This is a genomic window from Kiloniella litopenaei, from assembly GCF_000982415.1.
Taxonomy (GTDB): domain Bacteria; phylum Pseudomonadota; class Alphaproteobacteria; order Kiloniellales; family Kiloniellaceae; genus Kiloniella; species Kiloniella litopenaei.
The window spans coordinates 44,817-67,443 of record NZ_LANI01000006.1; the positions used below are offsets into that span (position 1 = coordinate 44,817).

22 protein-coding genes and 1 pseudogene are annotated in these 22,627 nt (G+C 46.5%); 14 read left to right on the forward strand and 9 right to left on the reverse strand.

Annotated features, from left to right (window positions below; genetic code table 11):
• The first annotated feature begins 25 nt into the window (after positions 1-25).
• Both ftsY and WH95_RS09930 read left to right on the forward strand, forming a co-directional pair.
• Positions 26-967 carry a signal recognition particle-docking protein FtsY gene (ftsY, locus tag WH95_RS09925; protein WP_046506359.1) on the forward strand — a complete coding sequence of 314 codons (942 nt, stop codon included), beginning with the start codon at positions 26-28 and terminating at the stop codon, positions 965-967.
• A 44-nt stretch (positions 968-1,011) separates the two neighbouring features.
• Positions 1,012-1,728: a hypothetical protein gene (locus WH95_RS09930; protein WP_157845933.1), complete on the forward strand. Its 717-nt coding sequence runs from the start codon at positions 1,012-1,014 to the stop codon at positions 1,726-1,728.
• Between the two features lie 36 nt (positions 1,729-1,764).
• On the opposite strand, the gene speB is transcribed toward WH95_RS09930, so the two are convergent.
• Complete coding sequence (speB, locus tag WH95_RS09935; RefSeq protein ID WP_046506366.1) at positions 1,765-2,727, reverse strand: agmatinase; 963 nt, start codon at positions 2,725-2,727, stop codon at positions 1,765-1,767.
• Between the two features lie 97 nt (positions 2,728-2,824).
• Between speB and WH95_RS09940 the strand changes: the two genes are divergently transcribed.
• A complete protein-coding gene (locus WH95_RS09940; protein WP_052741921.1) occupies positions 2,825-3,757 on the forward strand; it encodes a LysR family transcriptional regulator in 933 nt (310 codons plus the stop codon).
• A 24-nt stretch (positions 3,758-3,781) separates the two neighbouring features.
• Here the strand turns inward: WH95_RS09940 and WH95_RS21610 are convergent, their stop codons facing one another.
• From WH95_RS21610 to ctlX, 3 genes are all read right to left on the reverse strand, one after another.
• Complete coding sequence (locus WH95_RS21610) at positions 3,782-5,890, reverse strand: methyl-accepting chemotaxis protein (RefSeq protein WP_052741922.1); 2,109 nt, start codon at positions 5,888-5,890, stop codon at positions 3,782-3,784.
• A 243-nt stretch (positions 5,891-6,133) separates the two neighbouring features.
• A complete protein-coding gene (locus tag WH95_RS09950) occupies positions 6,134-6,670 on the reverse strand; it encodes an NUDIX hydrolase (protein WP_046506372.1) in 537 nt (178 codons plus the stop codon).
• 72 nt (positions 6,671-6,742) lie between these two features.
• Complete coding sequence (gene ctlX / locus WH95_RS09955; RefSeq protein WP_046506376.1) at positions 6,743-7,705, reverse strand: citrulline utilization hydrolase CtlX; 963 nt, start codon at positions 7,703-7,705, stop codon at positions 6,743-6,745.
• Positions 7,706-7,878: 173 nt separating this feature from the next.
• On the opposite strand from ctlX, the pseudogene WH95_RS21930 reads away from it, so the two are divergent.
• Together WH95_RS21930 and WH95_RS09960 are read left to right on the forward strand one after the other, a co-directional pair.
• Positions 7,879-7,962 (forward strand): annotated as a pseudogene (locus WH95_RS21930) (Lrp/AsnC family transcriptional regulator); the annotation flags it as partial.
• A 24-nt stretch (positions 7,963-7,986) separates the two neighbouring features.
• Complete coding sequence (locus tag WH95_RS09960; RefSeq protein WP_245622965.1) at positions 7,987-8,304, forward strand: Lrp/AsnC family transcriptional regulator; 318 nt, start codon at positions 7,987-7,989, stop codon at positions 8,302-8,304.
• Positions 8,305-8,369: 65 nt separating this feature from the next.
• Here WH95_RS09960 and WH95_RS09965 read toward each other — a convergent pair whose 3' ends face one another.
• Positions 8,370-8,654 carry a hypothetical protein gene (locus WH95_RS09965; RefSeq protein ID WP_046506382.1) on the reverse strand — a complete coding sequence of 95 codons (285 nt, stop codon included), beginning with the start codon at positions 8,652-8,654 and terminating at the stop codon, positions 8,370-8,372.
• Between the two features lie 411 nt (positions 8,655-9,065).
• On the opposite strand from WH95_RS09965, the gene WH95_RS09970 reads away from it, so the two are divergent.
• From WH95_RS09970 to WH95_RS09985, 4 genes are all read left to right on the forward strand, one after another.
• Complete coding sequence (locus WH95_RS09970) at positions 9,066-10,229, forward strand: DUF2336 domain-containing protein (RefSeq protein ID WP_052741923.1); 1,164 nt, start codon at positions 9,066-9,068, stop codon at positions 10,227-10,229.
• Entirely contained in the window at positions 10,229-11,797 is a 1,569-nt protein-coding gene (locus WH95_RS20565) for a PAS domain-containing sensor histidine kinase (RefSeq protein ID WP_052741924.1), read from the forward strand. The genes WH95_RS09970 and WH95_RS20565 overlap by 1 nt, the downstream gene beginning before the upstream one ends.
• Before the next feature lie 123 nt (positions 11,798-11,920).
• On the forward strand, positions 11,921-12,658 hold the full coding sequence (locus WH95_RS09980) for an AzlC family ABC transporter permease (protein ID WP_046506385.1): 738 nt from the start codon (positions 11,921-11,923) through the stop codon (positions 12,656-12,658).
• A complete protein-coding gene (locus WH95_RS09985) occupies positions 12,655-13,014 on the forward strand; it encodes an AzlD domain-containing protein (RefSeq protein ID WP_052741925.1) in 360 nt (119 codons plus the stop codon). Before WH95_RS09980 ends, WH95_RS09985 begins: the two co-directional genes overlap by 4 nt.
• A gap of 39 nt (positions 13,015-13,053) precedes the next feature.
• Here WH95_RS09985 and WH95_RS09990 read toward each other — a convergent pair whose 3' ends face one another.
• Complete coding sequence (locus WH95_RS09990; protein ID WP_046506389.1) at positions 13,054-14,259, reverse strand: phosphoglycerate kinase; 1,206 nt, start codon at positions 14,257-14,259, stop codon at positions 13,054-13,056.
• Positions 14,260-14,524: 265 nt separating this feature from the next.
• Here WH95_RS09990 and WH95_RS09995 point away from each other — a divergent pair, with 265 nt between their 5' ends.
• Positions 14,525-14,875 carry a hypothetical protein gene (locus WH95_RS09995; protein ID WP_046506392.1) on the forward strand — a complete coding sequence of 117 codons (351 nt, stop codon included), beginning with the start codon at positions 14,525-14,527 and terminating at the stop codon, positions 14,873-14,875.
• 103 nt (positions 14,876-14,978) lie between these two features.
• On the opposite strand, the gene WH95_RS10000 is transcribed toward WH95_RS09995, so the two are convergent.
• The 3 genes from WH95_RS10000 to mntR form a co-directional block, all read right to left on the reverse strand.
• Positions 14,979-16,682 carry a hypothetical protein gene (locus WH95_RS10000; RefSeq protein WP_046506395.1) on the reverse strand — a complete coding sequence of 568 codons (1,704 nt, stop codon included), beginning with the start codon at positions 16,680-16,682 and terminating at the stop codon, positions 14,979-14,981.
• A gap of 280 nt (positions 16,683-16,962) precedes the next feature.
• Complete coding sequence (locus WH95_RS10005) at positions 16,963-17,568, reverse strand: superoxide dismutase (protein WP_046506397.1); 606 nt, start codon at positions 17,566-17,568, stop codon at positions 16,963-16,965.
• A gap of 189 nt (positions 17,569-17,757) precedes the next feature.
• A complete protein-coding gene (gene mntR, locus WH95_RS10010) occupies positions 17,758-18,267 on the reverse strand; it encodes a manganese-binding transcriptional regulator MntR (RefSeq protein ID WP_082114090.1) in 510 nt (169 codons plus the stop codon).
• Positions 18,268-18,557: 290 nt separating this feature from the next.
• On the opposite strand from mntR, the gene WH95_RS10015 reads away from it, so the two are divergent.
• The 4 genes from WH95_RS10015 (at position 18,558) to WH95_RS10030 (ending at position 22,620) form a co-directional block, all read left to right on the forward strand.
• A complete protein-coding gene (locus WH95_RS10015; RefSeq protein WP_245622961.1) occupies positions 18,558-19,541 on the forward strand; it encodes a metal ABC transporter solute-binding protein, Zn/Mn family in 984 nt (327 codons plus the stop codon).
• 21 nt (positions 19,542-19,562) lie between these two features.
• Positions 19,563-20,375, forward strand: coding sequence for a metal ABC transporter ATP-binding protein (locus WH95_RS10020; RefSeq protein WP_082114091.1), 813 nt, complete (start codon positions 19,563-19,565; stop codon positions 20,373-20,375).
• Between the two features lie 65 nt (positions 20,376-20,440).
• Entirely contained in the window at positions 20,441-21,655 is a 1,215-nt protein-coding gene (locus WH95_RS10025) for a metal ABC transporter permease (RefSeq protein ID WP_046506403.1), read from the forward strand.
• Complete coding sequence (locus WH95_RS10030) at positions 21,655-22,620, forward strand: metal ABC transporter permease (RefSeq protein WP_046506407.1); 966 nt, start codon at positions 21,655-21,657, stop codon at positions 22,618-22,620. The genes WH95_RS10025 and WH95_RS10030 overlap by 1 nt, the downstream gene beginning before the upstream one ends.
• Positions 22,621-22,627: the final 7 nt, after the last annotated feature.

Sequence of the window (22,627 nt, forward strand, 5' to 3'; positions counted from 1 at the left end):
CACCATAGCATGAGTGATACCCCAAATGAGTGAAGATAAGAAAAAAGGTGGCTGGTTTTCCCGTCTGAAAGCCGGGCTTAGCCGTTCCTCCTCTAAACTGGGTGAAGGTATTGGCGGCATATTTACCAAGAAAAAGCTTGATGACGAAAGCATCGAAGAGCTAGAAGAGCTTCTCATCACTTCTGACCTTGGCGTCACAACAGCGACCAGATTAACAGAGAATCTGGCGAAAACCCGGTTTAACAAGGATGTTGAGCCACATGAAGTTTCAGAAGCACTGGCCGCGGATATCGCAACGATACTAGAACCTGTAGCAACACCGCTCGAAGTTGATAAATCCAAATCACCCCACATCATTTTAATGGTTGGGGTTAATGGCAGTGGCAAGACCACAACCATTGGCAAGTTAGCCACCCAATATAAAGCCCAAGGCCTCAACGTAACGCTCGCGGCGGGTGACACCTTCCGCGCCGCAGCCATTGAACAACTTCAGATTTGGGGGGAGCGAACAGGATGCCCCGTTGTCGCCAAAGAAACGGGGTCAGATGCAGCAGGCCTTGCCTACGAAGCCATCGAACGTGCGCGGTCGGAAAATGCCGATGTCGTTCTCATTGATACGGCGGGACGTCTGCATAACAAATCTGACCTGATGTCAGAACTCCAGAAAGTTATTCGCGTCATCAAGAAACTGGACGAAAACGCACCACATGACGTGGTCTTGGTTCTGGACGCAACGACTGGTCAGAATGCTGTATCACAAGTAGGTACCTTTAAAGAGCTTGTTGATGTCACTGGCCTGGTTGTCACCAAACTGGATGGTTCTGCGCGCGGGGGAATCCTTGTCGCTTTGGCTGAAAAATTCGGATTGCCCGTCCATGCAATCGGGGTTGGGGAAACAGCCGATGACTTGCGCCCCTTTACAGCCAAAGATTTTTCCCGTTCTCTTATGGGGCTAGATAACACTTAAGTAGCGACAGCCCCTCCCTTGAAAATAGAATGGAAAGCTTTTCAGTGATTAAAAAAACTCTTGTTCTAATCTGCGCTTCCTTTTGTGTTACCGCGCTATCTTTATCAGCAAGTTATGCGGAACAAAAAAAGAAACTCGATTCAAACGAGGTCATCACTGAATATGGCAAAATAGCAACAGGGCTCGCTTTGGAAGAAAGGTGCCTGCTTCTCTCTCCGGCAGAAACCAAAGAGTATTACTGGCATCAATATCTACTCGATTTTTCCCTCAGCAAAATTTTTTCTGGATCACCCGTTCTAACTATGGTCCGGGGAACAGCGCAACAAACCTCTAGAAACGAGCGCTTCAAGTGTGACCAGGAATCCCGAGACTTCATTCATAGATCACTCCAAAAAGCACGAGACCTTAACCTAGAGCTAACCGGAAAAACCTTTGAACTAAATGTCAGCGATCGTGCCTTTGACGAACAACGCTTGGCCATTATCGCTACTGCTGCCGGGACAAATTCAGTTTGTGCACATCTATTGCCCGAGTACGAAGAACAGTTACGTGTTGGCTATGAAGCATTAAATGGCGCCATGAAAATGAGGTACCCGGGAAACCCGGATACATCGCATATTGATGCTTCTTATACCGAAGCAGCCAATCAAGAAAAAACATCTTGCGGGAAACAAACAAACCAACAGGTTTTACAGGGCTGGCAACTCACAAGATTATTGATGCAACAATTCCGCTTGGCCTTTGCAACCAAGAATCCCTAAAGCTGACCACCTGAAAGCAGTTTAGTCGTTTTGGGCTCATTTCCTTTGTCGACAGCGAGCTTGTGATAAGACGCAAATCAGCTCAAACATCAGGTTAACACCAACGATTGCAGTACCGCCTGACTGATCAAATGGCGGTGAAACTTCGACCAAATCCGCACCAATCAGATTTAAATCCCCGAGGGATCTAATCATCACCTGCGCATCAAAGGGTGTGTAACCACCGATTTCCGGTGTGCCTGTCCCGGGTGCATAACATGGGTCTAATGCATCGATATCAAACGTTACATAGGTTCTTTGATCTCCCACCACACGATGAATCTCTTTGATGACTTCTTGGATGCCAAGATCAAAATACTCTTCAATCGTAATAACTCGGATACCCACTTCTTGTGCATATTCTTCATCAGAACGATCGTATCGTGATCCGCGTATACCGACCTGTACAATCCTTTTAGGGTTCAGCAATCCCTCTTCAATCGCGCGCCGAAAAGGTGTGCCATGAGTCAGCTTGCTTCCCCCGAAATAACTATCATTTACATCCATGTGGGCATCAAAATGCACCATCCCCACAGGTCCAGTATCGGCAACCAGCCCGCGAAGTACTGGAAGAGAGATCATATGATCCCCACCAGCAACCATTGGCATAACACCAGCTTCACGAACGCTTGCCATATAATCGGTTACACGTTGCATCGTCATATCCAGATCAACAGGATTGACTTTTACATCACCGAAATCGGCAATCCGACAATCATCAAAAGGCGCAATCCAGGTCGCACCATTATACCTGCGAATGAGGCTAGACATATCCCTGAGCTGACGGGGACCATGACGCGTTCCGGGTCGATTGGTAACGCCAGCATCCCAGGGAACACCAATGATGCCAATATCATAGCCTGTAAAATCTGTTACATGCGGCAGCCTCATAAAGGTTGCAATGCCACTAAAGCGCGGCAAATCCATTCCATCAGGTGGTAGCTCAGAAAAATCGTTCATTATCGCCTCTCAAAATAACACTCGCCAGTAGTGTGGCCTTGGGATTAACTTAATAAAATGACAAAACAACAAAGTTTATTTTGAGAAACATCAAATTATGAAACTAGACAATCTGGATCTTCGCCAACTTCGCGTATTTTTGACGGTGGCAGACTGTGGGGGTTTCTCTCAAGCCCAGGCAGAACTGAATATCGGTATTTCGACAATCAGTATTCAAATGTCAGATTTGGAAACCCGGCTTGGAATGCGATTATGCCAACGCGGACGAACCGGTTTTTCCCTGACAAAAGAAGGAGAACGCGTTTATAGCGCTGCCAAAACACTCTTTAGCCAGATTGATGGCTTTAACAATGAAATTCATGGCCTGCGACAGGAGCTTAGCGGAAAGCTATTGTTGGGTATCGCAGATAATCTCGTTACTCATCCCAATGCTTCGATTTCAAGAAGTCTGCACCACTTGTTTAATATGGAGGGAAAGATTGAAACTGCCATCAGTATTCTCTCTCCTAATTTGTTAGAGAGAGAAGTTCTTGATCAACGCCTTGACATTGCAATAGGCGCCTTTCCAAGACACTTACCTGGCCTTCATTACCAACCGCTATTTACGGAAAATCAAATCCTGTATTGCAGTAAAAAACATCCTCTTTTTCACATTAATACAGACAAGTTTACCCCCCAGGATCTGGCTAAATACAAAGTTGCTCAACGCGGCTACACGGCGGGAAGACCTCACCCATCAAACATCAAAACAACGGGATCAGGAGCACTTTCATATCAAATGGAAGGGCTCGTTTATCTCGTCCTATCTGGACATTTCATTGCACACCTTCCAGATCATCTTGCTAAAAAATGGGTCGAAAGTGGTGATATGAAAGCACTTAACCCTCAAGGCCTCGGCTATGAATCAACTTTTGAACTGATCATCAGAGCTGGCACCCACCCTTCCCCTGTCCTGAAAGCCTTTAAACAATGCCTGCTGACAAGTCTCGGTACAGAAATAAAAGGGGGCCAACTTAACGCCCCCTCCTGATTGAATTTTATCTGTATTGCTTGCTCAGGCCTGTCGGATTTGATGGATAAAATCATCAACTTGTGTATTAAGCATTTCAGATTGACGCGAAAGCTCTGATGCCGCACTCAAAACATCCTGTGCAGATCGGCCCGTTTCCTCTACCCCATTTGTAACGTCTGAAATAGTCGAAGACACTTCGCCTGTTGCGGTCGCAGCCTCTTGCACGTTGCGCGAAATCTCAAGAGTTGCGGCTCCCTGCTCTTCTACCGCAGCAGCCACCGAGGCCGTAATCTCGTTTATCTGTTCTATCGTGCCTGTAATTTTGCCTATAGAATCAGCCGCTGTATCAGTCGCCCCCTGAATACCCGTTACCTGCTGCGCAATTTCATCGGTTGCTTTGGCTGTTTGCGTTGCCAGACTCTTTACTTCACTGGCAACCACAGCAAAACCTTTCCCAGCATCACCAGCCCGGGCCGCTTCAATTGTTGCATTCAAAGCAAGCAGATTCGTTTGCTCGGCAATATCCGAAATCAGCTTGATAACTTCCCCGATCTTGGTTGACGCTTCTAACAGACCTGAAACTTGCTTATTTGCATCTTCTGCCCGGGCGACAGCATCACCCGCGATACTTGTCGATTGACTAACCTGACGACTGATTTCATTGATTGAGCTTGAAAGTTCTTCCGCCGCTGCCGCGACAGTCTGTACATTCCCTGTTGCATGCTCTGACGCAGAAGTTACGGCAACAGCCTGTTGCGATGTATTGCCCGCAGTTTGTTGCATTCCCTCGGATGTACTTCTCATTTCGGTTGCCGCAGATGATACGGTTTGAACAATTCCCTTCACTTCACTCTCAAATCGATCGGCAAGCTCAACCATAGCCTGACGCTTTTCTTCTTCACTTCGCCTCTCAACTTCTTTGCGTTCTTCTTCCAGTTTTTTAACGGCAGCAGCGTTATCCCTAAACACCAAGACGGCTTTGGCCATATCAGCAATTTCATCATGGCCACTGGCCCCTCTAATCTCAACGTCCAGATTGCCATCAACCAATTCCTGCATAGAAGACGTAATTGATTTCACAGGAAAGATAACCCGCATGGCAACAATCCAGAACGAAATCAGGCCTGCGACAACACCAATAACCAAAATAACCAACGCCGCAATCATACGATTCCAGCTTTCGGTAGCAGCAGCATTTGCAAGCTCGCCTGAGGTCACAGTTGTTACATCTACCAAATCCCAAATAGGATTAATTGCGCTTTCCGCCTTTTGAGACCACCCAGCCTCATCAACTGGGTAGTCATCGCCACGAATACCTTTTTTGAAAACGCTGGCACGCAGACCTTCGAATTCATCCTGACCAAAAAAACCAGTTTCCAGAGTTGCCATTACATCGGTAATTTTTTTGGCAGCTTCTGGCCTGTATGAATACACAAGGAAATCCTGCCACGCATTTTCCAGTCGACCACGGTCGCTATAGAAATTTTTCAACCGGGTGCCCCGTAATTTAACCTTCTTGGAAATGGCATAAGCCAAGCCAGCTTTCTCTCGACTGGCATATTCGCTCATCACCCACGCGCTTTCTTTTAAGCGCTGTACCGCAGTGAAACTAGGTCCCGATTTTTCAGGCTGAAACGAGGCCCTTTCCCTCAATATTTTTGATGCCATAATCATGTCTGTGATTGCTGGTTCAGCAGCAGAACCAACTTTTCGATCTCGCTGAAACTTTGGAACTGAAACATAGATATCAATATCCGGACGGATCTCAAGTAACGCCGTATGGATTGCTTTTACGTTATCCAAAACAGCCACTTTATCAGCAAAATTTGCGTTGAGTTCCAGCCATGAAACAGCTTCTAGATAGCTTGCATCTGCCTGTTCACGAGCATGAATAATATTTTTCTGATCGGCCTCGCCTATTTCCTTGCTGGATGCAATTGCAACAGAGGTTAAAGAACGTTCTTCCGCCCAATATTTAGCAGCATGGATAAGTTGCCCCTCTACCCTGTTATATTCCAATGTCGTTTGAGTATCTTGATAATCTTGCCAGTCATCCAAAACAGAAATAGCGGCTTGATAGATAACAAGTCCCGTCAAGATTAAGGCAACAGCATAGAGGCTGTTACGAATAGTTAGGGCTTTAGACAACATTTACTCGAACTCCATAGCATTTGCGACCCGGGATCGCGCGACCTGAAGCTCAAAGGTAAGTTGGTATTATTTAACAACTAGCTAATAAATATTTATATTTTTTTATTTTTACTGAATAAAATAGCAATAAAACTTAATTTTCGAATAAAGATCAGAACAATTTAAATATAAACCAACTCTATACAAAGTATAGATAATGCCTATGTCAAAATATTCTAGGCACAAAAACGACAAACCATAAATTCACACAGGATTAGTAAATGGTGGAAATGAAACCATGCCCTCTACGGAATAATGTTGATTAAGGGCCCATTCTACAGTCGGAAAGGCCAGATCATTCCACGGAACTTCTTCCCGGTCAAAAAGCCCAACTTCCTGACTTTCTGGCCCGGCAGATATTTGGGGTATCGACAGCCTTGCCCGGTAAATTATCTGTACCTGACTGATTTGAGGAATGGAGTATATCGCCAGAAGTTGATCAATTTTCAGTTTTGCACGCGCTTCTTCCCAAGCTTCCCTGGTCGCACCTTGTTCCGCAGTTTCATGAAGCTCCATATAGCCTGCCGGTAATGCCCAATATCCTCGCCTGGGCTCTATTTCTCTTTTAACCAACAGAACTTTTGCTCCCCAAGTTGCAACAACTCCGGTAACAATTTTTGGATTTTCGTAAATCACATAATCACAGGCGTCACAAACCAGTCGTTCCCTGTCATCGTTATCGGGAATCCGACGAGAAAAAGCAGCATCAGCAGGAATGTGAAGATGATCATCGTTACTCATAAACTCAGCATGTCTGCGCCAAGAGCTAAGGGCAAGAATAATATTGCACGAACAATATTACTATTAATGGCATCACAAACGCTTTGAAAGATGAATGCCAGCCAACATACACCGAATAGAACCACCCGCTTTTTCGATGGTCGGAATAGACACCTTAACAATAGGAAGAGACAGCTGAATCAAATCAATCTGTTTCTTTGTCAGTGAATGATAAGCCGCAGACGACATTAACAATAACCGACCGGCACCCCCCTGAACCTCTAACATATTCCCTGCAAAGGAAGAAATTTGCTTTTCTGAAAGCTCAATCAACCTTCGTCCTGTGGCTTTAAGCCTCGTCAACAGTTCAGCTCTTTGGCTATCATCACGAATCATTTTTGCGCCGACAAGAACAAGATCACTCGCAATGCACATCAATACATTGGTATGATAAACGGCATTACCCTTCGCATCAGAAGCATCAAAAATGACAGGTTCATAGTTAAACCGGGAACAAAAACGTTCCAGAAGAACCGGATCTGATCGACGCGACTGACAGACATAGGCGACACGCTCGACATGATCCAGAACCATTGCGCCAGTACCCTCCAGATATCGACCATCGTGTTCCTGAGCAGAATAATCAACAACCTCTTGGACACGATAAACCTGTTTAAGCATATCGATAATGTCTATACGCCGTTCTTGTCTTCGGTTAACAGCAGTCATCGGGTAAATAGCAACATGACCACCCGCGTGGGTCGAGAACCAGTTGTTTGGGAAAACAGAATCAGGCCTATGATGACTTTCGTCTTCAAAAACATGAACATCTACCCCATGAGATTTGAGCACATCAATAACACCTGATACCTCCTGAAAAGCGATTGATTCATCGTTAACGTCCTGTCCGCTTATCATCGTTTGAAAGCTGTTGTCTGCAGCTGTTTCGGGGTTTGCGATAAAATGATGAGGCCTAATAAGAACGACCGCTGACGGAGTTTGTGAACTTTTACAAAAAACCGAAGAGGGTGAATTTACATGTGTATAAAGGGGCATAACAAACCAGTTTCCTAAATTGCTGAATACACTGCACAAGCAATGTCATTGATCCCATCAGGAACTTAGAAAAGAGAAGTATTAATTAATATGTCATTATTTTGTATATTATTGCATTTTTTTATACATATTTTATACTCAAAATATCAATTTGCTTATTTCAATCTAATTACATGCATAAACTTGATTCTTTAGACCAAGAGCTAATAGCTATATTAAGAAAAGATGGTCGGGCACCACTATCAAAGCTAGCCGACATCTTGGACGTATCCAGAGGTACTGTGCAAAACAGGTTAGATCGGCTATTGGATTCCGGCGCTTTATTGGGCTTTACAGTTCGCGTAAGAGAAGACAGCGAACCCAACCTGATCAAAGCAATCATGTCAATTGAAGTAATGGGTAAATCTACGACCCAAGTCATTCAAAAACTGCGCGGCATGCCAGAACTTGTCAAACTGCATACGACAAACGGAAAATGGGATCTTGTGGCAGAAATACAGGTAACAAGCCTACAAGAATTTGATATCTCTCTTAGGAAAGTCAGAAGCATTGACGGCATTACGAACAGTGAAACAAGCCTTCTGCTCAGCTCGGTTTAAGTATTGTTGAGATAAATCAGAGGCCAGGAATAAAAGGCACACTCAACAAATAAATACTTAAGTTACTATACTGTAATATTCAAAAAAGAGCCCCGTGGAAGAATTTTGCCTGATTCAGCGGCCACTTTTGCTGCATCAAACAACTCTTTTAATCGTTCGGTAACACCGAAACTTCTTAAATCACCAGTAAATGGCTTTAGAACTTTTCGAAGCCCAGATTGGGTAGATCGGGCAGGTACAACTTCTTTCCCGATCTCTGGAGTTTGCAATTTTGACGATTGCTGTTTTGTCGCTCCATCCAGCGATACACCGGATAAAGGCCCAGAATCTGTCTTGTTTGTAATTTTCATACCCAAACTATGACCATTTCCGGTAAATATTGTATTAATCTCAAAAGCACTCTTTTTAGGTGAATAATATCCCGACAGCACAGCAATTAAGTTAAAGACAAATAATTACCAAACTTTTATTACCAAATATTAACACCGATTCTTTTCATGAATTTTTTATTAAAGACACAGAACTTGCCATTAACTATGTCTTCGAACTACTATATTTAGTATCAACTAGATACATACACCCATACTGCGGGATAGATTAACCAAAAAATTAAGACTATTTTCATAAATTTTGACGTAATTGTTTGTTTATGAGCAATCTACATTGGTGTGGATTCTCTGATAATAATAAGGACTAATGCAGTCAATACTGGCTGTGAACGCGCAAGTAGCGCACCGGGGTATAAGGAAGCGGGGGTTCCCTTGCCGGAAAACCAGGATAATAACTTGCAAAAGTTGCTGTCGATGGCTCTAGACCGTTCGGTCAAAGGCCGGGAAGCGCTTGCGCGCACGATAGGCCAGCTTTTCTCTGAAGAAGAAGTTGCTCTTTCCGAATTGGAACGAGCCTTGATGACTGATATCCTGGGCAAACTGATCAGCGATGTAGAAAAACTTGTACGACAAGCGTTAAGTGAAGAACTCGCGGTTACTAAAACAGTTCCCCACGAATTAATCCTTATGCTCGCGAATGACGACATAGAAGTCGCCCGCCCAATCTTGATGAACTGCGATATCTTAAAAGATCAGGATCTTGTCGATATAATCAAGTCACGAACCCATCAACATCAACTCTCTATTGCACTCAGGAACGAACTAAGTAGCGAAGTTTCCGACGCACTGGTCAACACTGGCAAAAAAGATGTTATAAAAACACTTCTCGAAAATAAAAATGCTGCGATCTCTGAATTAACACTCGAGTATCTGGCGGATCAATCCCGGCGTATTGATGACTTCCAAGAACCTCTGATCAACAGAGAAGACTTGCCCACACACTTGGCCGAACGTATGTACTGGTGGGTCTCTGCGGCCTTAAGAGACCATATCCTCAAAAACTTCCCTGTTGATATTCAGGATGTCGATAACAAAATACAATCCAGCGTTCATAAACTCGTTGATAAAGATAAAATAAAGCCAAGGCTGCACGCCCCGGCAACAAAGCTCGCCCAAAAATTAAAGCAAAATAATCTGCTAACCATAGACAGCCTTGTTCAATCTCTACGTCAGGGAGAAGTTGAATTATTTGAAAGCATGTTTTGTGAAATGAGCGGATTCAGACCTGGCGGCTTACGAAAAGCACTTTATGAAACAAAAGGCGAAGGAATAGCAATTTTATGCTTGGCTATGGGCATACCCAAACAAACATTTGCTACAATCTTTCTGCTTAGCCGCAAAGGTAACCCACGGGGGCACACAACAGATCCCAGGGATCTCTCCCGCGCGATGCTAATCTATGACAAAGTAAACAGAGATGATGCCCAGTTAATTACAGATTCTTGGCGTATGGACCCCAAATATCAAGACGCGATAAGTGAAATCGAATCAGCAGCGTCCGATGAAAAAACAGCAAGTGGGGCAAAAGCGTCGTGATGGTAAAAGAAACGAAAGGCCGTATCGTCAAGCTCCCAAAGGATCGCGATACGAAAAGCAAAAGCTCTGGCCTTCCACATAATTTAAGTAGCTCGCTGGAAATTATTTCTGCGCTTAAAAATGACATTGTACACAACGGCCCCCCAACATGCGTCATCAGCAATGAAGGCCAAGTTATATTTGCCAACGCTGCCTATGAAGCAATCGCGGCTGAAATGGAAGATGCCGGGTTAGTAGAAAATGCAATAGCCCCCCCATATAGCCCCGCAGAAATAGAGGCTATCAAGTCAGCCGGGGGCAGTAATCCTGATGAATATACAATTATCGTCAATCAAAAAGCACAGCATTATCTGGCGTCCTATCATTACATCAATGGAACCAAAAGCCACCCAGGTGCAACTGCTGTCGTACTTAGCCCCTATGACGAAAACGCGCATTTAAAAGAGGTTTTAACATCCGTCCAAAGCCGTCTGAATGACATGAGCAGACTGGTTTCAGATTGGACTTGGGAGACCGACAAAAACCTGAAATTTACCTATGTATCCCCACAGGTACAAAAAGCTTTGGGGTATCACCCAAGCGAGCTTTTGGGACGTAGCATCAAAGACCTGATTGTTGATGAACCTGATCATGTTTTTCCGAGTACGAAAGCGGAAGCAACCCACAAACCTTTCAGGGACGAACAACTGTCAATATTGAGCAGGTCAGGTGAAGAGAGACTTTTCCTCGTCAGTGGTCTCGCTTTTTACACCAACGATAGTTGCTCCTACGCTGGTTACCGCGGAAGTGCCCGCGATGTCACAGAACAACAACATCAACAAGGCGCTCTGAGAACAGCAAAAGAAACTGCCGAAGTCGCTAACCGGGCAAAGTCTGAGTTTCTGGCAAACATGAGCCATGAGCTTCGCACGCCATTGAATGCCATCATCGGGTTTTCTGAAATGATGTCATCACAGCTTTTGGGGCCACTTGGAAATAAACAGTATCATGAATATTCACACGATATTCATACCTCTGCCCGTCACTTGCTAAGCGTCATAAACGACATTCTTGATGTGGCCAAAATCGAAGCTGGAAAGCTAGAGTTATTAGAGGATGCAACAGACCCTCTCAAGCTCGCAATATCTGTTCAGCGACTGATGATTGAACGTGCCGAAAACGCGGGCCTGAAACTGAAACTATCCTTGCCATCCAAGCTGCCTCTTATTTACGCTGATCAACGTAAGCTCAAACAGGTGTTGATCAACCTGCTCGCGAACTCGGTCAAATTTACGCCTTCTGGCGGAATCGTAGAACTTGCTGGTGGCGTTAATGACGACGGTGATTTTGAATTTGTCGTCATGGATAATGGCATAGGTATGTCCGAAGAGGACATACCAAAAGCTTTCGAGCCCTTTGCACAAATTGACAGCACCCTAAGCCGACAGTTTGATGGCACCGGCCTTGGCCTTCCATTGGCACAGGGACTGGTAAAACTCCACGGTGGCGAGCTTGAAATGACCAGCGAACCTGGCAAAGGAACATCTGTGAAGTGCGTATTACCTGGCTCAAGAATTCTCCCCGCCTAGAACGCACCTTTAATACTTGCAGAAATTGAAATTAATATCGCACCGCACAAAACGGATGCGTCTCTTCCTTTCCCTGTGCTAGGCTCATCTTCTCTTCTTACAGTCCGGAGTCTCAAGCCGGGTATGCAACATACACCTGTCGACCTTGGCTCTAAACGAGCTGCCTATATTCAGGGCGCTAAAGACGCCCTCGCTATACCCGCCCTCATTTTAGGAAGTACCTATATGGGGTTTGGTGCACTGGTCAGTGAAACCGGTTTGGAAGTATGGCATGCCCTTATTTCAACAGCTGTGAACTGGGCTATACCTGGACAGATCGCTACAATGGAACTCTATGCGATCAATGCATCTCTATTTGCCATTGCAGCGGCCGTTGCACTGATTAATTGTCGATTGATGCCCATGACGATTGTTTTAATGCCTTTTATCCGCAACAAAACAACACCAAAAATTGTTTATTATTTTATGAGCAACTTTATTGCCGTCACTGGATGGGCCGCGGCGATGAAACTTTGTCCCAAACTACCCGAAGAACAACGCCTTCCCTACTTCACGGGTTTTGTTATCCCTTTGTGGTCCATATGCATGTTGGCAACCTTTGCAGGGTATCATCTGCCCGGGGTCCTTCCCGCAGAAGTAACGATGGGTTTGGTTTTTCTTAATCCCGTATATTTCATGCTGGTTTTCTTGGCTGATTTCACTCAACCCGGACGCCCTACCGCTTTGATTCTAGGCGCAATCTTAGGGCCACTAACCTTTCTAGTTTCCCCAAATTGGAGCCTATTGATAACTGGACTATTTGCCGGAACCGTTGCATTTCTGATCAGTGAACACAGACTCAAGAAGGCTCAATCACAATGAACGGGCTAGAAAATTTCCTGAATTCTGACTTTATGGCCCCAATGGCTGCATTGGGTGTAGCAGCGGCCGTAACTTATTTTTGGCGAGGGGTTGGGGTCGCTGTATCTGGTAAAATGGACAAAGACAGCGCCATATTTCGCTGGGTTACCTGTGTCGCCTACGCCCTGTTAGCGGGTCTGATCGCCCGCATGATTCTTTTACCCATTGGCCCATTGGCTGAATTGGGGTTGGAACAACGGGCCGGGGCCACAATTATTTCCCTCGCTGTCTTTTTTCTAACCCGCAAAAATCTGCTTGCTGGGGTCACCGCGGGCGCGGTAGCACTGGTCTTAATGGCAAAACTGGGGCCTTTATAAGGGCCCCAGCTAAAAAATTATACACAATCAACGTTCGCTTTATTGTGCAGCTTTTTCCAATGCCTTAACCCCCGGAAGCGCCTTGCCTTCTAGCCATTCTAGAAAGGCCCCCCCTGCGGTAGAGATATATGAAAAATCGTCATTAACCCCTGCATGAATCAAGGCAGCAACAGTATCCCCTCCGCCCGCGACAGTAAGCAATTCACCCGACACAGTTAAACCTGCCGCGGCTTGAGCTACCGAATTTGTTGCAGCATCGAAAGGTTCTGTTTCAAAACAGCCAAGCGGACCATTCCAAACCAGTGTTTTACATTTCTTCAATTCAACAATGATTTCCCCAGCCGTTTTTTCGCCCGCATCCAAAATCATTTGATTCTCTGGAACCTCAGAAGCCTCAACAGTAGATGTTGGAACATTTGCGGCCAGGGTTTCGGCAACAACCACATCGGACGGCAACATTACCTTGCAATTCTGAGCCTCTGCTTCTTTTAGAATTTCCCGTGCAGTTTCCGCCATCTCATGCTCGCAAAGGGACCGCCCTATTTCGATCCCCTGCGCATTCAAAAAGGTATTGGCCATACCACCGCCAATGACCAAGACATCAACCTTGCTCACCAGATTACTGAGCAACTCTAGTTTTGTTGACACCTTTGCTCCACCGACCAACGCCGCTACGGGCCGTTTCGGTTGTCCCAATGCCTGCGTCAGGTGTTCAAGTTCGGTTTGCATCAGGCGACCCGCCGCAGCAGGAAGTAGTTTAGCCAATCCCTCGGTAGAAGCATGAGCGCGATGAGCTGCCGAAAAAGCATCGTTAATATAAACATCCCCGATTTTGGCAAGCTCTTGTGCAAAAGTAGCATCATTCGCCTCTTCACCTGCGTGAAAACGCAGGTTCTCCAGCATAAGAATGTCACCGTTTTTCATCGCATCAACCTGCGCAAGAACATCGGCACCAATGCAATCCTTTGCAAAGGCTATTTCTTCTCCGCCCAGTGCATCAGATAAGCCCTGCGCAACGGGAGCCAAACTCATTTCAGGAACGGCCTTTCCTTTTGGACGCCCAAAATGGGCCATCAAAATTATTTTCGCGCCTTGGGCCTTCAAATCCCGTATTGTTGGCAAGACCCGCACAATACGACTGTTGTCAGTGATTTTTCCATCCCGGATTGGAACATTGAAATCCACCCTGACAAGCGTACGTTTTCCGCTTAACTGAAGATCGTCAATGGTTTGAAATTGGGTCATGATTACTTCCTGTTATCCTTATGAATCTTCTGATGAGATTTCTGGCGCCCAAATTGTTTCTTATTTACAGAAAGTGGTACAGAGTCACCCCAACAAATTCAAGCAAGAAGTAGTGGCTATAGCCCTGCTCCAAAAATCGGGATATAAGCAACAGAAACGAGTCAGAGACATCAAAGCCCGCAGATTATTAGGCGCCCCCCCAAACAATCGTTGTCAAACACGGAACTCATACCCCAGATACCCAAAATATTCAGGGAACAATTTAGTGAAAGATAATCTAGAAGGAAAAATCAGATCTGTTCTCGAAGATACCGCGAGAAAGCACCAGACAATCAGCTATCGCATGCTTGCTATAGAAGCTGAGATTCCCGGACCACAAATCATTCACAAGCTAACAACTGCACTGGAAGACATATTCCGAACAGATTACAAAAATGGTGTTCTTTCACTTGTCCCCCTCGCTGTTAGTCGAGGCACACCACCTATTCCACGTAGCGGATTTTTTATTTTATTACGTGAACTTGGCCTATATGACGGGCAGGATCAGGGGCCAGACGCAATCAATAAACACGCTGCATTACTGACAGAAATATACAAATCACGCCCGCAAAATTAAGATCAAAATCTTACACTGCCCAAACAAGTCCATCCCCAAGTATCCCGCTACAAACTAAAAGCAGGTCTCGGGTATTCAACCTTGTGAATGTATAGACGGATACTTAGTTTCCACAAGTCAGCTCTTTGAAACCATCACAGCGATAACTAGAGCAAATTTCTTTTGACCCCATGTTGATCGTCGGGAAAAGAGATCCGATGTTGTCATCCCTGACCCACGCAACCGCTGTCCCATGACCTTTTTTCTTACACCACTCTATCGCAGCGGGTTCGCCACAGTTGGTCCCAGGGGTCAAACAGTAATTTAGACGATAGGCATCAAATACCGGAAATTCATACCTTGTTCCCCCAACTGGCGTAGGGCTGACAAAACGTTGTGCTGTTTCAGTGGGTAAACTTCCCTGTTCAGCTGATGTCGTTGAACCGAGAGGCTGGCTTTCGACATTTTCCGCTGGCTGCGCTTCAAACAGCTGATAAGACGGTGTAAATAGCGAGTTCTCGGGCTGCGATGTAATCGTCTGGCGTTGAAGTTCACCCTCTGTTGCCTGTGTTGGCTGAGGAATCAAGGCGTCGTCCCCTGCGGGGGTAATCCCTGCTGCCACAAGGTCAGAATCTGCCGGACTATATGCAGGTGCCTGGAATGTAGTCCCCGGCTCGGGCGCCGTAAAGGTCTGAGGAGCAGGAGCAGTAAATGTTTGAGGCTCAGGAGCAACAAAGGTCTGCGGTTCTGCAACAGAGGTCGCCGCTTCAGGTGCAGGATTCTGCACAGCAACAGATGATGGTTGGACGCTTACACTCTTCTGGACAGCAGTGGCTTCTGTTGTTGCTACAGGTGATTGCGCAGACACAGATGGTGATACAACATTTTGTCCAGCAGAGGCTTTAGCCACAACAGTCTTTGGCGTAGAGCTTGCAACCGCCAGACCAGATATTGAGGCAGCCGGACCTGATACATATTCGACTTTTACCGAACGCGCCCGTCCTTTATAGCCATAATCTGCCAGGTTAAATTTACGGATGCTTTCTGCCTTGAAGGGGAATGTCACGTGGTTCCCCTGACAGTCGGGGAAGTCATACAATGTGGCTCGTACGCGATGGCGCACAGACTGATAGGCCCCATCCATTCCATCCGGATGCATAAAAATCAGCTGGTCACTATCGTTAAATCGGAAAGTACCACGTTCTCCGGCATAGGTCGTAGGACCAACCAGGTTTTGGCAATATCCCGTACGCCCTTTGTCCCACGCAGGAATAAAAGCACGTCTGTAGTTCAGTTGCTCAAGAACGTTTGCACAACCACGGCTATAGGTATTCAAACGCTGTAACATAAGAACCCCAGGAGGAGGTCCCATATCCCGGCGATAAAGAATCATGGATGAATAGGTGTCATCTTGCGGCGCGGCCATTGAAACAGGTGCATCATTTACCCGCTTCAGCGGAACAAGATCAGCAGACGCGCCCTGCCAAAGCAGGTGTGGTTCTTCTTTGCTCCCCAAAAGAGGGGAACACGATTTATCAGTGGTCTGAAACAATGGACCTTCAAAGAACATCGCACCAACTTGAGATCCAAGTTTCACAGAAGAAACCCGGCCAGAAAGATCACCAAGAGAAGGAACAAAGGAATAGAGCTGATCAGCAGAGAGTTCGAAAACTTTCGCTGCACCTGCATAGTCTTGCCCATCAAACGCAATAAGCTGATTAGGAGCAGGCTCACCCACCAAATCCTGAGCATGAACTTTTCCTGCCAGAGAACTAAAACCAGCCACAATAGCCACCATTGTTCCGGCAATACGCCCTAATGCTCTCATCCGTTTTACTTTCCTTATCTCAAACAGAATATTTCGTCTGTCTGGCCACTGAATTATCACTAAATTATTTCAACACACGTAAAAAGTATTGGCAAAATAACAGGAAGAACCGGGAAAGAAAACCACCTTGATCTTCCCACTGAAATTCAAGCCAAAATTCCAGTAAATTCGTCAATCAGCCCAATCCCAGAGCATGACGATAGCATACCAGATTACATACAAAAAACGGCCCGATAACCGGACCGTTTTTCATTAACATTAACCAGAGACACAGCTGCGATTAACCGGCTTTTGAAAAGCGCTCTGCAACATATTCCCAGTTAACCAGGCTATCAACAAAGGCCTTTACATAGTCTGGACGCGCATTGCGATAATCAATGTAGTAAGAGTGTTCCCACACGTCACAGCCGAGAAGTGCGTGGCCACCAGTAACCAATGGGTTTTCACCATTTGCAGTTTTTGTCACTGCAAGCTTGCCACTGTCGTCCAGTACAAGCCAGCACCAACCGGAACCGAACTGTGTAACACCTGCGTTCACGAAGTCAGCTTTGAACTGATCAACACTACCGAAGTCTTCGATAATCTTCTTTTCAAGTTCGCCAGGAATTGCGCCACCACCATTTGGCTTCATCATGTTCCAGAACTCAATGTGGTTCCAGTGCTGTGCAGCATTGTTGAAAATGCCTGCTTTGGATGCATCGCCAAAAGAGCCTTTGACGATATCTTCCAGAGACTTGCCTTCCAGATCGGAACCTTCAAGAAGTTTGTTACCATTCACAACATAAGCGTTGTGGTGTTTATCGTGGTGGAACTCAAGAGTTTCTGCAGACATATATGGTCCCAGAGCGTCGTAAGCATATGGAAGAGCTGGTAATTCAAGAGCCATGAGATTTCCCCAATTCGTTAGTTTCGTTTTCAGTATTCGAATTTCTGCCGCACTTTAGCCCGTTTACCCCCCGTACCAAAAGCGAAAATCGCATTGATATGATTTTCTGTTCAGAATAGCTAAAAAGAAAAGAAAATCTGCCTATAGATAAGCGAGAGGACAAACAGGAAATTTAAAAGAACAAACGGCTTACTTCTCGATCTTAAGTGTTAAAGCAGAAAGACATTTCAGTGTCTCTTCACTCACATGGTGTTCAACACCCTCGGCGTCAATCTCTGCCGTTTCATCACTGACACCCGCGGCCTTCAAAAAGCGAACCACAATTTCATGCCGACGGCGCGCCTCCAGTGCCAACGCGCGCCCTTCATCTGTGAGGAATATAGACCGATAGGGCTTTGAGATAACCAAACCTTCGCGTTGAAGGCGCTGTATAATTTTATTAACAGTGGCGTGGCTGACACCCATGCGCTCTGCCAGTTCCACGACTCGCGCTTCCCCGTTCACATTGATTAAATCATCAATCAACTCGACATAGTCTTCGGCGACTTCGGTTTTGTGAGCTTCGCGGACACGTTCAAACTTTGCAGCCTGCTGCTCAGCATCTTCCAATGCATTCAACCCAGAAACTTCCAGACCAGTCTTAGGGTCAGTCTCCAGTTCAGCCTCTGTGTCGTTTTTTGGGTCAGTTACTGATGTCATGGACTTAAATATAGCCTTCCGCCACTCATCTAATATGAACTCTGCTTCGCCTTACTTACCTGAAAGAATCCCGAATGTAAAAGAGCAAGCACACTTATGTACCCTCTATAATCAACTCAAAGTTATCGCCTTCCTAAATAAATAAGGCTCACTTGAAATTTTATGCCATTGACACTAAATGTAGCCTAGGCTACAAATTCACCTGTCGGCATCAGTGCTGCCGGAATTATTCACGACTCGATTCCATCGATCACTTTAAGATTCAGAAGCAGAGCAGATAAAAGAAACCAATGATGTTAATTAAATCCTTTACCTCCATAGCCAAGACCATATTGGTCGCCTTTATTCTCATCGCTTCCAGCCAGTCAGCCAGAGCAGATAAACCCGTTGTGATTACAACGATTGCCCAGATCGCAGATGTTGTCAGTCACATCGTCGGGGACAAGATGGAAGTAACTAGCCTGATGGGTGAAGGCGTTGACCCCCATACCTATCGGATGAACAGATATGATGTCGCCGCACTGACAAAAGCCGATATCGTTCTCTACAACGGCCTCTATCTGGAAGCCCAGATGGAAGATGCTCTGGAGCGTATGGCAACAAATAAACCCGTTGTCCCCTTGGCAGAAACCATTAACAAATCACTGCTATTAACCAGTCAGGATTACGAGAACAAGAACGACCCACATGTATGGATGGATGTACGGAAGTGGATGGCAGTGACCAGTAAAGCGCTTGATGTCATCAAAGCGTACGACCCTGAAAATGCTGACTTTTATGACAAGAATGCTGCCGAATATCTCATCAAACTGGAACAGCTCAATGGATATGTTGAAACTGTGCTCGCAACGGTTCCCTCTAACGAGCGCGTTGTTATCTCGGCTCACGATGCTTTCAATTATTTTGGCAAGGCATATGGCTTTGAAGTTGTCGGTATTCAGGGCCTGAGTACAGCAAGTGAAGCAGGCCTGAAAAAGATAGAAAATCTGGTCGATTTGATTGTTACCAGGAAAATCAGAGCCGTCTTTGTAGAAAGTTCGGTCGCTGATCGCAATGTAAAAGCCTTGATCGAAGGCGCCAAAGCACGCGGACATAATATAACAATCGGCGGCACCTTGTTTTCCGATGCCATGGGGCCTGCGGGAACTTACGAAGGCACCTACATCGGCATGCTTGACCACAATGCAACTGTCATCAGCCGTGCCCTTGGCGGCGAAGCCCCACTGGCTGGCATGAGCAAACAATTGACCTTGACGCAACACACAGCTAACTAAGGCTGTAAGGGAAACTTTCCGATGATGGCGAAACTATTGAAACTGCAACCGAGTACATCTCTCAGCACAGATGCTGCCAGGAAAGCTCCCTTGGCGGTCGAGGGCCTTTCTGTTTCCTATCACCACAAGCCAGTGGTCTGGGATCTCTCGTTCATTGCGCCTGAAAAGGGTCTCGTTGCAGTTGTCGGCCCCAATGGTGCCGGGAAGTCAACCTTTATCAAAGCGGCACTCGGCTTGATCCCGAAACTGTCCGGAGAGATCACGGTTTATGGCAAGCCCGTGGATAAACAACGCAAGCTCATCGGATATGTTCCCCAACGGGGCAGTGTTGACTGGGACTTCCCAGCCTCTGCGCTGGATGTTGTCACCATGGGCCTGTATGGCGAAATTGGTTGGTTAAAACCCGTTCGGAAAAGCCACAAGGAACAGGCCCTTGCCTATCTGGAGAAAGTCGGCATGGCCGATTTTGCAGATCGACAGATTGGACAGCTGTCCGGTGGACAACAACAGCGTGTTTTCCTTGCGCGTGCACTGGCACAGGATGCATCACTCTACTTCATGGATGAACCTTTTGTCGGTGTCGATGCTGCTACCGAACGCGCCATTATCAACGTTTTGAAAAAACTGAAAGATCAGGGAAAAACAGTAATCTGTGTTCACCATGATCTTCAATCTGCGCCAGATTATTTCGATCATGCGCTTATTCTCAATGTAAGGCCGGTAGCAAGCGGCCCGATGCACGAAGCCTTTACCTCTGAAAACCTGCAACGTGCCTACGGTGGCCGTCTTGCCCCTTCGGAATTGTCAGGGTTAATGTCACTCGCAGGTCAGTGATCCCCCAGTCTTCTAGTCTGACCCGACGGATCTCACTTAAAAACAAAACACCATAAGGCAAAACCGTGCTTCAGGAACTTTTTGACATCCTAACTTTCCAGAGCGGATACAACACCAATGTTGTCCTGCTTGGTGCCGGCTTACTCGGCACAGCAGGGGGCGTTGTCGGCGTTTTTTCTCTTTTACGCAAACGGGCCTTGATCAGTGATGCCATCAGTCACGCAACCCTTCCCGGAATTACACTGGGCTTTCTCGTTGCTCTGGCCCTGACCGGAACAGGCAAAAGTCTTCCCTTCCTCATGGTCGGCTCAACATTGAGCGGCATTCTTGGGGTCTTGCTGGTACAATGGATCAAGGACAACACGCGTCTTCCCGAAGATTCAGCGATTGGAACAGTGCTCAGCTCCTTTTTTGGACTTGGCGTTGTCCTGATGAGCTATATCCAAACCCTGAAAAGTGGTAGTCAGGCCGGACTGGAAAGCTACCTGCTGGGTTCCACAGCCAGCATGCTGCAAAGCGAAGCAGAAATGATCGCTGTTTCTGCTCTTGTTATTACCTTGCTCGCAGTTCTCTTTATGAAAGAATTTGGCCTCGTTTGCTTTGATCCTGATTACGCCGCCTCACGGGGGTGGGCTGTAAGTAAAATCGACCTGTTAATGATGGCGCTGTTGCTTGCCGTGGTGGTTATCGGCCTTAAAACCGTCGGCCTTATTCTGATCATCGCCCTTGTTATTATTCCACCAGTTGCGGCCCGCTTCTGGACAGATCGTTTGGGTATTATGGTCGCGATCTCTGCCTTTACAGGCGGGCTGAGCTGTTATCTTGGCGCAGCGCTATCTGCCCTTACTCCCGACTTGCCATCCGGGGCAACAATTGTACTGACAGCCACGGCCCTCTTTACACTTTCTCTTCTCTTTGCCCCGAAAAGAGGCGTCATTGCCACCGCCTTGAGACAGTTTTCCTTTAGACTGAAAATCACACGGCGCCGGGCACTGTTATCCCTCGGCAAAGATCAAGTATCTCTCTCTTTACTGGCTTCGTTTCTGCTAAAACGCGAAGGCGTTCTGAACAGCGATCACAGCCTGACTGAAAAAGGCCAGAGGACAGTGGAAATAATGTCCAGAGATCAAGCACTTTGGAATCAATATCTCAATGACTATCCGGAAGAAGCCTTCGCGCAAAACCGCTGGTCTCTTGCCATGATTACCGACATCCTTCCACGCGATCTGATCAAAGAACTGGAAATGTCAATTGACAGCCCCAATAAGGAAATCGGCTAATGGATTTACCTCTCGCAGATTTTCTACAAATCGACTTCCCTGCCTTACTGGTTGCATCCCTTGCTGGTCTTTGCTGTGGTTTACCGGGTAATTTTCTCGTCCTCAGACGCCAGAGCCTGATCGGTGACGCCATGAGCCACGTTGTTCTGCCTGGTATTGTTGTTGGTTATCTCCTGTCCGGAACGCTGGATACCTTACCCATGCTTCTCGGTGCTTTGGGCGCAGCCCTTATATCGGCCCTGTTAATCGAAGTTATTCGACGCCTTGGCAATGTTGAACCCGGCGCAGCCATGGGTGTGGTTTTTACCTCTATGTTTGCCCTTGGTGTGCTCATACTGGAACAGACCGGGGCCTCTGGCGTTCATCTTGATGTGGAACACGCCCTCTACGGAAATCTGGAATCAACACTGTGGTTCGGCTTGAACGACTGGTCTGATATACTATCCGCAGATGGGCTGGCACAAATGCCGGGAAGCATCAGCAGACTTGGCGGCGTTACCCTTTTCGTTCTGTTTGTGATTGTCCTCTTTTTCAAGGAACTGAAGATATCAACCTTTGATCCTGCCATGGCAACGTCTCTGGGCTTCAATGCCCGTTACATCAGCATTGGACTGATCGTCATGACCGCAACCTCAGCCGTTGCCGCTTTTGATGCCGTTGGATCTATTCTGGTCATTGCCATGTTCATTTGCCCCGCAGCAACGGCACGTATGTGGACCGATAAACTGAGTTCCCAGATTATCCTGTCCTCTGCCTTTGCACTTTTATCCGGGTGTCTGGGATATTTGATCGCGGCCTTTGGCCCCTTCCTGATCGGTGCGGACTATGCCCTCAATGCAGCGGGCATGATTGCCGTTATCGCTTGCCTGCTCCAGGCATTTTCCATGGTATTCGCCCCGAATCACGGAACACTCGGACGCTTCCTGAAGCAACGCAAAGCACTTCAGGAACCCGCCGAAATCTAAAAAAAAG